At 37.9% G+C, this 13,957-nt stretch carries 15 protein-coding genes; 12 read left to right on the top strand and 3 right to left on the bottom strand.

Going from position 1 to position 13,957, the window contains the following annotated elements:
* Positions 1-24: 24 nt before the first annotated feature.
* From RCJ95_RS16175 to RCJ95_RS16165, 3 genes are all read right to left on the bottom strand, one after another.
* Positions 25-879, bottom strand: a complete 855-nt coding sequence (locus RCJ95_RS16175; protein ID WP_221682078.1) for a transglutaminase family protein — start codon at positions 877-879, stop codon at positions 25-27.
* Between the two features lie 61 nt (positions 880-940).
* Positions 941-1,906 (bottom strand): alpha-E domain-containing protein, encoded by a 966-nt coding sequence (locus RCJ95_RS16170; protein WP_221682076.1) that lies wholly within the window; start codon positions 1,904-1,906, stop codon positions 941-943.
* Positions 1,860-3,350 carry a circularly permuted type 2 ATP-grasp protein gene (locus RCJ95_RS16165; protein ID WP_221682074.1) on the bottom strand — a complete coding sequence of 497 codons (1,491 nt, stop codon included), beginning with the start codon at positions 3,348-3,350 and terminating at the stop codon, positions 1,860-1,862. Before RCJ95_RS16165 ends, RCJ95_RS16170 begins: the two co-directional genes overlap by 47 nt.
* A gap of 76 nt (positions 3,351-3,426) precedes the next feature.
* Here RCJ95_RS16165 and RCJ95_RS16160 point away from each other — a divergent pair, with 76 nt between their 5' ends.
* The 12 genes from RCJ95_RS16160 (at position 3,427) to RCJ95_RS16105 (ending at position 13,877) form a co-directional block, all read left to right on the top strand.
* On the top strand, positions 3,427-3,840 hold the full coding sequence (locus RCJ95_RS16160; protein WP_221682072.1) for a hypothetical protein: 414 nt from the start codon (positions 3,427-3,429) through the stop codon (positions 3,838-3,840).
* 310 nt (positions 3,841-4,150) lie between these two features.
* Positions 4,151-5,113, top strand: a complete 963-nt coding sequence (locus RCJ95_RS16155) for a tyrosine recombinase XerC (protein ID WP_221682070.1) — start codon at positions 4,151-4,153, stop codon at positions 5,111-5,113.
* Between the two features lie 57 nt (positions 5,114-5,170).
* Positions 5,171-5,665 carry a DinB family protein gene (locus RCJ95_RS16150; protein WP_446722481.1) on the top strand — a complete coding sequence of 165 codons (495 nt, stop codon included), beginning with the start codon at positions 5,171-5,173 and terminating at the stop codon, positions 5,663-5,665.
* Positions 5,666-5,827: 162 nt separating this feature from the next.
* Positions 5,828-5,977: a hypothetical protein gene (locus RCJ95_RS16145; RefSeq protein ID WP_004230023.1), complete on the top strand. Its 150-nt coding sequence runs from the start codon at positions 5,828-5,830 to the stop codon at positions 5,975-5,977.
* Between the two features lie 213 nt (positions 5,978-6,190).
* A complete protein-coding gene (locus RCJ95_RS16140) occupies positions 6,191-6,361 on the top strand; it encodes a hypothetical protein (protein ID WP_048392829.1) in 171 nt (56 codons plus the stop codon).
* A gap of 391 nt (positions 6,362-6,752) precedes the next feature.
* Positions 6,753-8,471 (top strand): putative bifunctional diguanylate cyclase/phosphodiesterase, encoded by a 1,719-nt coding sequence (locus tag RCJ95_RS16135; protein WP_255601566.1) that lies wholly within the window; start codon positions 6,753-6,755, stop codon positions 8,469-8,471.
* Positions 8,472-8,840: 369 nt separating this feature from the next.
* A complete protein-coding gene (proS, locus tag RCJ95_RS16130) occupies positions 8,841-10,277 on the top strand; it encodes a proline--tRNA ligase (protein ID WP_221682055.1) in 1,437 nt (478 codons plus the stop codon).
* A 314-nt stretch (positions 10,278-10,591) separates the two neighbouring features.
* Positions 10,592-11,665 carry a hypothetical protein gene (locus tag RCJ95_RS16125; RefSeq protein ID WP_446722480.1) on the top strand — a complete coding sequence of 358 codons (1,074 nt, stop codon included), beginning with the start codon at positions 10,592-10,594 and terminating at the stop codon, positions 11,663-11,665.
* A 14-nt stretch (positions 11,666-11,679) separates the two neighbouring features.
* A complete protein-coding gene (locus tag RCJ95_RS16120) occupies positions 11,680-12,366 on the top strand; it encodes a Dph6-related ATP pyrophosphatase (RefSeq protein ID WP_257522149.1) in 687 nt (228 codons plus the stop codon).
* Positions 12,367-12,613: 247 nt separating this feature from the next.
* Positions 12,614-12,841 carry a hypothetical protein gene (locus RCJ95_RS16115; protein WP_274773303.1) on the top strand — a complete coding sequence of 76 codons (228 nt, stop codon included), beginning with the start codon at positions 12,614-12,616 and terminating at the stop codon, positions 12,839-12,841.
* A 296-nt stretch (positions 12,842-13,137) separates the two neighbouring features.
* The gene (locus RCJ95_RS16110; RefSeq protein ID WP_376747236.1) at positions 13,138-13,470 is read left to right on the top strand and encodes an ArsR/SmtB family transcription factor; all 333 of its coding nucleotides are present in this window, start codon (positions 13,138-13,140) and stop codon (positions 13,468-13,470) included.
* Entirely contained in the window at positions 13,467-13,877 is a 411-nt protein-coding gene (locus tag RCJ95_RS16105; RefSeq protein ID WP_257522152.1) for an SRPBCC family protein, read from the top strand. The genes RCJ95_RS16110 and RCJ95_RS16105 overlap by 4 nt, the downstream gene beginning before the upstream one ends.
* Positions 13,878-13,957: the final 80 nt, after the last annotated feature.

The raw sequence follows: 13,957 nt of genomic DNA, 5'->3' as shown, positions 1-13,957 counted from the left end.
TTTATCACCATTACTGCACGCCTTTTATAAATGATTCAATGCTTTGACATTTACTTTGACTGTTAAATCATGCTTGCCTCCTGTATATACCCCTTCCACAGGGCTAATGTCACTATAATCGCGACCAATACATAAAATAATATGGTTTTCTAATACTTCCACATTATTTGTGGGATCAAGACCGATCCAGCCGATACCTGGAATCATGACTTCTACCCAGGCATGTGTAGCGATATCTCCGATAAGGGCTGAGTTTTCATCGACATATAGATAGCCACTGACATAGCGAGCTGGTATTCCTTTCGCCCGTAAAACAGCAAGCATGACATGGGTGAAATCCTGACAAACACCACGTTTTAAAGCAAATGCCTCACTTGCTGTTGTGGTTACATCGGTCGCTGTCGGGTCATACTCAAAGCTAGAATATAAATACTGCATTAAATTAAGCGAAAAGAGCACAGGATTTTCAGCATGACCGATCGCATGATAAACTTCCTCTAATTGCTGCTCTGTCATAAATGTAAAATGTGTTGCTTTTAAATACGGTAAATAATGCTCATAGAATAGCTGTGAGTGAAAGATGGTCTGCATTTCGGGCGAATATTGAATACGATGAATAAATGGTGCACGCTGAATACTAACAATTGAAGATGTATGAATTTCTAGGATTTGATGTTGCTCTGGTATATAAAAAGAACCAACTGTATTGCCCCAAATATCCGTATGCTCACGGGTTAGGGAGGATGGCGTAATGGCAATTCGATAAGATAACAATCGCTGACGCTCATCACTACGCGGCTTTAAACGAATAGTATTCAAGCTTTGATCGACTTCAGACTCATATTGAAAAATATTTGTATGCTGAATTTCAAATTTCATCGTGTCCGCTTCCTTCTGCTTACTGACTTGCCTGTTGAAAGGGAGCTGTGGTGAATTCCTTTCAAGGTTGTACGCTGGGTTCATATAAATGATAGATTGTCGAAAAGGCATCACTAAAAGCCATACATTGAGACAATCTTTCCTCCATCATTTTTAGGGTTTCCTCAATAGTCATTTGCCAAAAATCAATATGATCGATTGCAAGAACAAGGCTACTAATATCCGACTGAAGCGTTAAAAATCGTGAGGATAAAGAATCGTGTTCAATAGCCATTATGGCTTCTTCTATTTTCTTTACACAGAACATCACAGAACATGGGAAATGCTCATCTTGGACTAAATAGCGAATGACCGTTAGTAAATTGGTCTGGCGATGCTTTCGCATGAAAGATTCTCTTGCTGCAGAAAGATCCAATAAAAAGGTACCATCATCCTCTAACAGTGACGTACCTGTTAGCTTCTGTTGTTCTACGATTATAACGATCATCCGAATGGTTTTTTCTGCTCGTTCAAGCCATTTGCCGACCTGCATAAAATAGAAGGGAAGATCGCGATCCATCGAACCCTCAATTAACCCTGTCTCCATCCATAAAGTCTTTCGCACATCCTGTAAAAAATCTTGAAGGGCAATGAGTGGAATAGGTCGTTCTCTTTTTAGTATGGACTGTTGCTTTGTTAAATAAAAGGAATTTTGAATTTCCCAAAGTTCCGTTGGCATACTATCACGTGTAACTCGTGCATTTTCCCGAATAGCACGTAATGTGGCATGAAGGGCATTACCGTTTTTCTCAGAAAACAGAAGATAATCAATCAATGGGTTAACACGAATCGTTGTGTAATTTGCTAAATACTCCTCCTTAGAGGCACAAATATTTAAAACAGCCTCCCAATGATCAATATAATCATGTTCTTGCCCAGATTGCTCCAACATATTCAACAGCTGTACCTGTAATATATGTGCATTTGTTTGTGTACGTTCACTATAACGTGCCATCCAGTACAATGCGTCGGCTACTCGACTTAGCATGCTGCAATTCCTCCTTTAAAATCCACGTATCCTTTGCACCGCCCCCTTGAGATGAATTCACAACAAGAGACCCTTCTTGTAGTGCCACTCTGGATAAACCGCCAGGCAACACATAGCAATCCTCACCCTTCATAACATAGACACGTAAATCAACATGGCAAGGGTAAAATCGCCCATTCTGGAAGGCAGGTGCTCTGGACAATTTAATCGTTGGTTGTGCAATGTATTGATAGGGCTGCTCAACAATTTTTTGCTTAAATAAAGCAATCTCTTCCTTACTCGCATGTGGACCAATTAACATGTCATAGCCACCAGAGGCTCCTACGTTTTTAATAACGAGCTCGTGAATATGCTCTAGCACCCATTCACGCTGACTGTCATCTTCTAGATGATAGGTTTTCACATTTGGTAGAATAGGTTCTTCCTGTAAATAATAGCGAATCATCTCAGGCACATAGGCATACATTGCTTTATCATCTGCCACTCCATTCCCAACGGCATTCAAGATGGATACATGACCAGCTTGATAAGCAGCCATTAAATGTGGAACACCTAATAAAGAATCCTCACGAAAGACAGTAGGATCTAAAAAGTCATCATCAATCCGACGATAAATAATATCGATTTGCTGTAGGCCATAAATGGTTTTCATATAGACCTTTAAATCCTGTACAACTAAATCGCGGCCCTCCACGAGCTGGATGTTTAAATGCTGGGCTAAAAAAACATGATCGTAATACGCAGAATTGTACATGCCTGCTGTCAGGAGTACAGCTTTAGGCTCTCTTTCTGCTTGCATGGAAGGTGGGCGATGGGCAAGAAGTGCTTTTTTCATATAAGCCATTTGTTTATCAAGAGGTCGAATCGTATGCTTGGAGAAAAATTCTGGGTATACTTCCTTCATCACATCCCGATTTTCAAAGACATAGGAAATGCCAGAAGGATTGCGTAAATTATCTTCGAGTACATGATAATCGCCTTTTTCATCCCGAATTAAATCAATCCCTGCTAAAAATATATGATTCGCAATTGGTACTTGAAGTCCTCTCATGGTTGGTTTGAAATAGGGATTATTTTCAACAAGCTGTCTCGGAATAAGACCATCCTGAATGATCTTTTGTTGTCCATAAACATCCTGTAAAAATTTGTTGAGTGCCTCCACGCGCTGTTTGACACCTGCTTCAATCATGGCCCATTTGGTTTGAGGAATAATAATTGGGACACAATCAAAAGGCATGGTACGTTCTGTTCCATCTTGTGCACCATATACCGTAAATGTAATCCCTTGTCTGAGAAAGCTAGCTTGCGCTTGACGGTATTTTTCTTCAAGTTGCTCCCGCGAAAAAAAGGTTAGCTTATGATGAAAAGATCGATAATGAGGCTTTGGCTTATTGCCATCAAACATTTCATCGAAAAACAGACTAGAATCATATAAATTCATCATATGGATCGCCTCCGAATTCAAGTAGTAGAGAAAACATGTTACACTGTGAATAAATACATAAAAGGAGCTAACAACCATGACCATCATTAATTTAATGCAAGCGTATGAATTAGATAAACTATCCAAATTACATTTATCAGACGAGGAAATTTTACGAGCTTTGCGTTCGGGGGATGTATCAGCTTGGCAAGAACAAGTGCCAAACTATGAATTTAGCGAGACAATGGCTCTATATCAGGAAGGGGAACAACAGTTCTTAGATGCATACCATGGCCATTATCGAATCAAGTATGTAACATTACCAGGCATCCAACGTTTATTGCAGCTACGCTTTCAATTAGAAGAAGGGAAGGATTACCAACTAGTAGAAACAGGTATCCAGCATTTAACGTGTGATGAGGAAACAGTCACAAGACTTCAGCAAATGTTATCGACAAACTGGTCACTAACAAAACAAGAGGATGGCAATTATTCAGTTTTTGTAAAATAATGCCATGTGTGTTGTGAGACGAATTGACATGAACAGTTACCCATCTATTGTTTTTTCGAAGCGTCTCACAAAGCAAATAAAGTCTACTAGATTTTAATATTCATTTACCGTGAACTTTATGCCTAAAATCCTATAACTGTCACAAAATAGTTGTAACAAAAATCCTCTTTTTAAAAAGGGGTTTTTTTATTACCTTCGAACAGAACATTTGTTCTAACGTACGAAAAAGGGCATTTTTTTCAATAAAGTTCCCAAATTTATATTTGGGAACGTTTTTTATGGTAAAATAGAGCAAATAGAGGTGATGAGCATGCAAAAAATGAAGCAACCAAAATTCATGAAGGATTTTCTGGTCTATTTAACAACCATAAAAGGAAAGTCTCAACGCACAAGAAAAGAATATGAATATGACCTGAGCTTATTTTTCCGCTTCCACAAAGCTGTCCAGGAGGACTTGGATATAGAGAATTTAGCTACCATTGATATTGGTACTATTACAATAGAAGAAATTCGTGAAATGACATTAGAGGATCTTTATTTATTCATGGAATATTGTGAAGTACAGCGAGGTAATTCTGCTGCTGCACGAGCACGAAAAGTGGCCACATTAAAATCCTTTTTTAAATATTTAAAAGGCAAACGTCGACTTATCGAGGAAAATCCAGCAGAGGAATTAGAGACACCAAAGATAGGCAGAAAACGACCTATTTATATGAACCTACAAGAAGCTACACAATTTATAGATGGGATTAAAAGCAATCAGGCATCCCCGAGAAATTATTGCATGATGATGTTTTTCTTAAATTTAGGAATACGTGTCACTGAGCTATGTCAGCTTAATAAAACATCCATTCAAGGACGTTATTTAACCGTAATGGGAAAGGGCAATAAAGAGCGCACCGTCTATTTAAATGATAGCTGTATGCAGGCACTTGCTGACTATGAAAACAGTGGGAAGACACCCTATAAGGGAGAAGGCGAGGAGCCACTTTTTGTGTCACAAAAGGGAACACGCTTTACAAGACAAACCGTTGCCAAAATTGTTAAACGTATTAATAAGCAATCAGGTCTTCAAAAAGAACGGCTTACACCACACAAGCTACGCCATACATCCGCAACGATGATGTATAAAGCAGGGGCAGATATCCGTAGTTTGCAGCACATTTTGGGGCATTCTAGCGTCGCAACCACGCAAATTTATACCCATATTGAAGATGAGCAGCTACAGCATGTTTTAGAGAATAATCCATTTAATATTGTTCGTGAAAGATGATTTTCTCCCCTCCATATCGAATATATAGAAGAAGACCTAATGAAAGGGGAGCCAAGGATGTCAAACGTCAAAGAACATCTCGATACCACAAGAACACAATTACTTCAGGAAATTCACTTATTGGATGATACAGCCTTTAATAAGAAACCAGATGCTCAAAGCTGGAGTGTGGCACAAATCTGTCATCATCTCGTATTAGTAGAGGAAGCAACAAAGAAAGCCATTACATGGGGATTAAAGGCAGAGGAACAGTCAACACCCGCTCGAAAAAATGTTCAGCTCATCTTAGATCGAACAAGAAAGTTCCAAGCACCGCCTATTGTAGAGCCAGCAGAAGAACCTTTCACTGTTCAAGCAATGCTAGATTTACTAGCTACAACAAGAAAGAACCTCCTCGGCTTTTTACAAACAATTGAGGAACCTGAAGCATTAGCTAAGCGCGCTGTGCAGCACCCAGCTTTAGGCGAATTACCACTCGATCAATGGATTGAAATGGTCTATTTGCACGAGCAACGTCATATCAAGCAATTACAAGAAATCGTTAAAGAATAACATGTATGAAAGGAATTTGGCCACAGGAGATGAGCTAAATTCCTTTTATTGTTATTCAATTTTTCTGTTATAATCTCTTGACGTGCTACATAATCTGTTATATATTAAATAAAAATAATAACAACTGTTATAAAACAGTTTTCGTTAGAGGAGGAAATATAAATGTCAAAGTATCGTGATGGTTATGAATTTTATTGTGAAATGTGTGAGCGCTATGGATTGGAGCCAATTTCTTTCCGTTACTATGTATTACAATTATCACAGCAACAACTTTCAGCTTACAATATGCAAGCAAAACAATTAGGAATTTAAAAGGAGTGATTATGACGGAAGCCGCCGTGAATATTTTATGAAAAGCCCAGCCATACTAAATAAAATGGTCTGGGCTTTCGTAATTTCAGCAAGAAATTTCAGATAATTCATTGACAAGTACAGTAACCTGTTATATATTTTTAAACAAATAATATTTCTGTTATATAACAAAAAATAGACATATAGTAGCAAATGTGAAAGGAAGTTATGAGGATGACAGATTATCGAGAAGGTTATGAATTTTATCGTCAAGTATGTGAGGAGCATGGGCTAGAGCCTATTAATTTTCACTATTACATTTCAAGTTTATCCCAAGAGCAATTAGATGCCTACAACATGCAGGCGAAATCAATAGGGGGTTCAATAGAATATGAGGTCTCTTAACATATAAAATGCCTTACTTCCTATGTGGGACAGTAAGGTATTTTACTTTAACAAAAATTTTACAAGACATTAAAACTTATTATATGAAACTTTTAAATTTTGTATTAAAAAGATAAATAGCCTAAATAAACTATTTAACGTAGTCCAAAAGTATTAAATAACTATATATTTAGACATTTACAAGGAGGTTATATCCACTAATTTTTGTCTATTTTATTAAAAACTGTCAAATACAGCTTTGAATGTTTTTGAGATTTGGGTTGAATTAACTGCTTTTCTAAGACTATAATATAATTACATAAAAAAGGGCGATATACCACAACTTTATACCTCGCTGTAAGATAAAGCAAAAGTACCAAACCCTTCATATTTTAATGAATGGAGAATGAAAATGATGAATATCACGCCTAGTAGTGTTAATCAAATGAACTACAGTCTAAAAGAATTACAAGATATCTTTTCCGCCATGAATAGTTCCATCATTGTAGCGATTACAGATCGTACCGGAAAAATTACATTTGTTAATGATCATTTTTGTAAAATTTCGAAGTATACGCGTGAAGAATTAGTTGGTCAAGATCACCGTTTACTAAATTCAGGCTTTCATCCCAAATCTTTCTTTAGAGAGATGTGGAAAACAATCGGTAATGGCGATATGTGGAATGGCGAGGTGTGCAATCGTGCGAAAGATGGCAGTTTATATTGGGTGAAAACAACGATTATCCCGTTCCTAGATGAACGAGGAAAGCCGTATCAATATATTGCCATTCGCGTAGATATTACAGCGCAAAAGGACATTAAAAAAATTACTCACATTGCCTATCATGATGAACTAACAGGGCTACCAAATCGTCGCAAATTAGAACAGCGTTTAGAAAATGAATTTCATCAATCTCGACGTACAGGAGAGAAGTTTGCGTTATTTTTCATTGATGTGAATCGTTTCAAACATATTAACGACGGACTTGGTCATATTATCGGCGATATGTTTTTAGTGGAAATGTCGAATCGTCTGCGCAATATTGATCATACATCAAATTCTTTCTATCGCCACAATAGTGATGAATTTGTCATGATTTTAAATGATGTCAGTCGCATTGAGGAAATGGCTAAGGAAATTATTAGCGTCTTCAATGAAAGCTTTATTGTCGACACCTATGAGTTTTATGCAAGTATCAGCATCGGCATCAGTATATTCCCAGATCATGCAAACTCTGTGGAAGAATTATTGAAAAATGCGGATATTGCTATGTATGCGGCAAAATCTACACGTGGTAACCAATATCGCCTCTATCGCGATAATATGGACGAGGCCAATGATAAATGGCTTTTACTAGAAACGAAATTACATCAAGCATTAAAGCAAGATCGTCTAGAATTACATTATCAGCCTAAGATCGACTTAAAAACGGATTCTGTTATTGGGATGGAGGCATTGCTACGCTGGTATGACCCTGTATTAGGTCATATTCCGCCAGATCGTTTTATTCCATTTGCAGAGGATTGTGGACTGATTAATGATATCGGTGTATGGGTTTTACGTAAAGCCTGTGCTCAAGCTCGTCAGTGGAATGAAGCACATGAACTATCATTGCGGGTGGCTGTGAATATTTCACCAATTCATATTAGTACAGGTGGCTTTGTGGATATGGTGCGTAGTGTCATTGCAGAAACAGGCATTGACCCTAATTTATTAGAAATTGAAATTACCGAGATGAGTATGCTTGATTATACGGAAGATTTAATTGATACCATCAAGCAATTACGAGAACTAGGTATAACTATTTCATTAGATGATTTCGGGACAGGCTATTCATCGTTAAATTACTTAAAAAAATTCCCGGTGGATGTGCTTAAAATTGATCGTGCCTTTGTCCGTGATATCGTACCTGAGAAGTCTGGAATCGCTATGATTTCAGCCATGATTTCATTAGCACATGCCTTAAACCTACAAGTAGTAGCTGAAGGTGTAGAGGAGGAAGCTGAATTAAATGTTCTGCGTGAGCATGGATGTGAGTATGTGCAGGGCTATTATTTCAGTAAGCCTTTATCTGTAGGAGATTTTACGAATCTCATTGTTAATACTGTCACAAATAAATCCAGTTATTAATTGCTATTCCTGAATGATTTTGCTAAAGTGGGATAAAGTAAAACTGTTAACATGATAAACCCTTTGATGATGTGGCCAAGTAAGTAAGAATTGTGAAACAGAAAATATAGCACCTGCTGAGAGCTATATCACCGCTTCTTGACTGAACACCTACCACGGAGATGTTATGCAAACATAACCGAGTCGTTTTCGTTACCAAACGTGAGAGGGCTTTATATTCTACTTAAAGCTAAATCAAGGTGGTACCACGTCGTTCCAGCACAAAGACGTCCTTATTCTGAGGACAGCTTTGTGCTTTTTTTTCTTGCTTCAGCTAAATCTTCATACGGGTTGAACAAGTATTCATTTAACACAATTGGAGGAGAACACATGTCAAAACAACTAGAAGATTTTTCGAAATGGTATATCGAGACCATCCAAAAAGCCGATTTAATGGATTATACACCTGTTCGAGGCTGTATCGCCTTTAAGCCAGACGGCTATGAAATTTGGGAGCATATTCAGGAGGAGATGGATCGTCGCTTTAAAGAGACAGGACATCGTAATGCCTATTTCCCAATGCTTATTCCTGAATCCTTCTTCCAAAAGGAAAAGGATCATATCGAAGGGTTCTCACCTGAGCTTCCTTGGGTAACCGAGGCAGCAGGGGAACAATTAGAAGAACGGCTAGCCCTTCGTCCAACATCTGAGACGATGATTGGTCATCTTTACTCTAATTGGATTAAAAGCTACCGTGACCTACCAGTGCTGATCAATCAATGGGCAAATGTCTTCCGTTGGGAAAAGAAAACACTGCCTTTTATTCGTACCTCTGAATTTTTATGGCAAGAAGGGCATACAGCGCATGTAGATGAAACCGATGCTCGTCAGGAAACAATGCAAATGCTAGACATTTATAAAGAAGTCGTAGAACAGGTACTAGCAATTCCTGTCTATGACGGACAAAAAACCCCTTCTGAGCGTTTCGCAGGGGCTGTCGATACGTACTCTATTGAGGCAATGATGAAAAATGGCAAGGCTGTGCAAGCAGGAACATCCCATTATTTAGGAACAAAATTTGCTGAAGCCTTTAATATCAAGTATTTAAATAAAGCGAACCAGCACGAATACGTACACACAACATCTTGGGGTACTTCCACACGTTTAATTGGTTCGGTTATTATGGTGCATGGTGATGAGCAGGGACTTGTTTTACCTCCACGTATCGCACCAACACAAGTCGTTTTAATTCCAGTAGGGCCATGGAAAAAGAACCCTCAAATCATGGAGCATTTAGATGAGATTTTTGCAGCCTTAAAAGCGAAGGGTATTCGTGTACGTCTGGATGATTCAGACCAATCGCCAGGCTATAAGTTCAATGAATGGGAGCTAAAAGGCGTGCCTGTGCGTGTTGAATTAGGGCCACGTGACCTAGAAAACAAGCAAGCTTTACTGAAAGCGCGTGATGAAGAAGAAAAACGAACTGTCGAATTAGCTACTATCATCACAGCTATTGAAGAAGAATTAACAACCATGCAAACGCGCTTATTAGAAAAAGCTCGTCAATTCCGTGAAGCAAATGCTCACACAACAATTGACACACTTTCACAATTGCAACAGCACATTGACACAGCAAAAGACAATGGCACAATCCCAGGCTGGGTGCTTGCTGGATGGTGTGGCGAGGATGCATGTGAAGAAAAAGTGAAGGAAGAGACGAAATACACATCTCGCAATATTCCATTCAATCCACCAACAACGAAAACCACATGTATTGGCTGTGGAAACGAAGCAAAACATACAGTTTGGTTTGCGCAAGCTTATTAATTAATAAAGCCATATGAAGCAAGCCCGAACAATTATGAAGCACACTTGGTTGTTTTATAATTAGTTCGGGTTTTTCATGTTAAGATGGTGAACAATAACACGCTATGCTTTCTTACCGGAAACTCTTATACCAAATTTTAAAATTCTCACTCCTGTTTCTCCAGGCATTGATCCAACGAACAGCCTTCATCACTCATAATGGTGTTTCCTTCACTCTGTCTAAACCTTAGCGTATATCGCCAAGTTCTCATCATGATTGTGATAAAATAAAGGGACGTTTGCTTCTGAAAAATCCTAAAGAAATGAGGATATGAATGACAGTATTACAAGAAGTATTTGATAACTACCTTAATATCAAATTTAACCGGGGATTACCAGCTGTTCAAATGAATGATTTCGAATATGTTTTATTAGAAGATACTAGCGCAGAGCTCTTTTTTATTGATCACGAACAGGGGACATTTTTGGAATGGGCAGAGGCATTTCAACCACAAAATCCGCATTATGTTCAAAAGCCAGACTGGCAGCCTATGCTTACATCTTTTTTCAAGCAGCTAGATGTTTATGATGAGCAAGTATGCTATTATTTGCTCTACACGATAAATGCAACAACTAGAATAATTCCACGGAACCCGTATAACAAGATGAATGATTTTATGAAAAACTATTGCTTCTTTCAACTTGCTCAATTAGAGCATATTACGATACTCAACAAAGAGCAGAAACAACAGTTAAAGGACTTTTTATTCTTTTTCTATCTGTATACCCATCCAGTGAATGAGGAAACGCTTTACGCTTTTTCGTTCAAAGAAGGAACTTTAATTCATGCTAAAACGAATATCAATATGGAGCAATATTTTTCTCATTATCATGATTATATTTGTAAGCATAAGCATGACCGAACATTATTAACACCACATGAGATAAATGCTTGCAAGAAGCTGACAATCGAACTATTGAGAAGCATCGAAGGAAAATCAAAAAGATTCGTTATGCCATTTGAAGATGGCATAGAGTACCTACATCTAATTAACAATATAGATGATTTTTTACATATGTTTAATCAAAATAATAAGGCATTCTATCAATTGCTTCATAGCTTTCTATTCGATCATCAATCGAATCCTTATCGTGAGCATTGCTTTAGTATGCTATTACAGAATTATGTCACTTATATTTTGACTTTTCACTTTGATGACCTTATTCAGTTAATAGCGTATTTCCATGATTCACCATCAATTTGTAGGATGATTATCAATAAAATTTTTGTCGATACCATCTTTATGCAAAAGATTTTAAAAGAGGGAAATATTAACATTAACAATTATCCATCGATCATAGAGTTTTTTGACGAGGATGCTAGAAGCATATATCTTGATGAACAGTAAAAGGAGACAAGGAAATGACCAACACAACAGGCTGGAAACAGAATGCACAAAATCGCACATTTATAGCTTCATTTAGTGGTGGCAAGGATAGTGTTTTAGCTTTATATAAAGCATCACAGGTGGGCCAAGCAATGGGGCTTATCGTGATGCTGGAGGAAGAAGGAAAACGTTCAAGATCCCACGGGATGCCACCTGCGCTAATCCAGGCACAAGCTGACTCTATTGGGCTGCCAGTCTATACTGCTGCAGCAAGCTGGGCTGATTATGAAGAAGTATTTGTAGGTTTATTAGTAAATGCAAAGCAGCAGGGAGCTGAAGTATTAGTAACAGGAGACTTAGATATGCCTGAACATGGCTGCTGGCACGACAAAGTCACTAAAAAGGTAGGTTTAAAGCTAGGCATGCCATTGTGGGAGATGAACCATCGTGAGGCTGTCGATGAATTTATTCACTTAGGATTTATTACAATGATTGTCACGGTCAACCTATCCTTGGGCATGACGGAGGACGATTTAGGGCGTGTGCTTACCCCTGATTATGTAAAGGAGCTTGAAGCCCGGAGCATTGACCCATGCGGAGAAGGCGGCGAATTCCATACGACCGTCATTGATGGACCTCTTTTCCAGCAGCCAATTGCGGTGCGTAAAGGTTCCGTTATAAAAGATGGAGACTACGCCTTTTTACCTTTAGAGCTAGCATAAATTTACATCAGAAAACCCTTATTGCCATGCGCAATTCATAACAATAAGGGTTTTTATTTTGAGGTGTATTGTTATTTTTTTTATATATAATAAAATTATTACATATGAAAAGGTGATGAATTATTAACAGTTTTGGGTGCTTGTCCAATCCTTATCGATTAAATATTATTGCAATTCTTCATCAAGAAAAACAATATGTTAGCCAACTTGCGAGAGAGTGCAGATTTTATGAAAGGAGTTTTATTATATGTCATCAACAACACTTACCATATTTTCAGCGTTCTTTGGTTTACTTCCACTTCTAGTACTTGTTTTTATTTTTGTATTTGTTATTAGTATCTTTCGACGAGTGGAACGCCGTGCAGAGGAACGCCTAAAAATAGAGAAAGAATCAGCTCAATTGCAACAGCAACAGATTCAAGAAATAAATAAACGTTTAACAACGATTGAAAATATATTGAAACAAGTTGATTAGGAGTAAGATATTTTAACTATTTCTAGGTAAAAGGAATAATAGGTTGAATTCAACATTGGCTCATATGAACATCGACATCATTATAACATTTGTCTCTTGCTACGAACGTGGGATATCCATAACAAATGAATAATTACCCGAAAGTACACAGGCTCTCCTCTGTACTTTTTTGTATTTCAGCTAGTTTTTCCTTGTAGGTATAGAACTCCTAACACTTTGACCAAAATAATATTTGACTGGACACTGATTGGTGTCATATAATTAAGACACCAATCAGTGTCCTATTAGAAAGGGTGGTGGTTTTGAATAACAATCATCAAGAGCGTGACGTTTATGTAGCCATTGCTGACCCTACAAGACGAAAGTTGATCCGTTTATTGGCAGAGGTAGATGAGTTACCGCTTCACGAATTAACCGCTCAATTTGATATGGGGCGTACGGCTGTTTCGAAGCATTTAGCCATCCTGAAAGATGCAGGCCTCGTCATTGCACGCAAGGAAGGTAGAGAGACGAGATATCGATTGAATGCAGCTCCATTGAAAGAAATACAAGATTGGGTATCGTTTTATGAAGGTTTTTGGAAAGAAAGAATCGCGAAATTACAGCTATTATTGGAGGAAAAAAAATGAAACCAGATGTATCATTAGATTTTAAATTTACAAGTTCCATTGAACAAGTATGGCATGCTTTAACAGACTCAGATACACTAGCAAAATGGATCTGGAGCAATGACTTCCAACCAGTTGTAGGACATAAATTCCAATTCCGTGCTGAACCAAATGAATGGTGGGACGGTATTGTAGACTGTGAGGTACTGGAAGTGGAAGAGCCTCACAAATTATCTTATACTTGGACAAGTGCTGGCGAAACAACAACAGTTATATGGACATTAACACAGGAAGCAGATGGCTCGACTCAGCTTCATCTTGATCAAGGTGGCTTCAGCGAAGAAACGAAAGCGCGTCAAGGTGCAATCGAGGGAGCAAAATATGCTTGGACAAATATGAGTGCACAGCTTGAAAAAGTATTAGCGTAGTATAAATTAAATAACAGCAAGAAGAGCGCAATTCAGTAGCAAGAATTGTGTTCTTTCATGTTCAGTCCCATCTTTTAATT

The organism is Lysinibacillus sp. BSL11 (assembly GCF_052928325.1).
Note: the sequence above shows the minus strand (reverse complement) of the source record. Positions and strands in the feature narration are given on the sequence as shown.

Coding starts and splice junctions, on each gene's coding strand:
- RCJ95_RS16175 (WP_221682078.1), bottom strand. CDS start 879: ATGAAATTTGAAATTCAGCATACAAATATTTTTCAATATGAGTCTGAA.
- RCJ95_RS16170 (WP_221682076.1), bottom strand. CDS start 1,906: ATGCTAAGTCGAGTAGCCGACGCATTGTACTGGATGGCACGTTATAGT.
- RCJ95_RS16165 (WP_221682074.1), bottom strand. CDS start 3,350: ATGATGAATTTATATGATTCTAGTCTGTTTTTCGATGAAATGTTTGAT.
- RCJ95_RS16160 (WP_221682072.1), top strand. CDS start 3,427: ATGACCATCATTAATTTAATGCAAGCGTATGAATTAGATAAACTATCC.
- RCJ95_RS16155 (WP_221682070.1), top strand. CDS start 4,151: ATGCAAAAAATGAAGCAACCAAAATTCATGAAGGATTTTCTGGTCTAT.
- RCJ95_RS16150 (WP_446722481.1), top strand. CDS start 5,171: ATGTCAAACGTCAAAGAACATCTCGATACCACAAGAACACAATTACTT.
- RCJ95_RS16145 (WP_004230023.1), top strand. CDS start 5,828: ATGTCAAAGTATCGTGATGGTTATGAATTTTATTGTGAAATGTGTGAG.
- RCJ95_RS16140 (WP_048392829.1), top strand. CDS start 6,191: ATGACAGATTATCGAGAAGGTTATGAATTTTATCGTCAAGTATGTGAG.
- RCJ95_RS16135 (WP_255601566.1), top strand. CDS start 6,753: ATGATGAATATCACGCCTAGTAGTGTTAATCAAATGAACTACAGTCTA.
- proS (WP_221682055.1), top strand. CDS start 8,841: ATGTCAAAACAACTAGAAGATTTTTCGAAATGGTATATCGAGACCATC.
- RCJ95_RS16125 (WP_446722480.1), top strand. CDS start 10,592: ATGACAGTATTACAAGAAGTATTTGATAACTACCTTAATATCAAATTT.
- RCJ95_RS16120 (WP_257522149.1), top strand. CDS start 11,680: ATGACCAACACAACAGGCTGGAAACAGAATGCACAAAATCGCACATTT.
- RCJ95_RS16115 (WP_274773303.1), top strand. CDS start 12,614: ATGTCATCAACAACACTTACCATATTTTCAGCGTTCTTTGGTTTACTT.
- RCJ95_RS16105 (WP_257522152.1), top strand. CDS start 13,467: ATGAAACCAGATGTATCATTAGATTTTAAATTTACAAGTTCCATTGAA.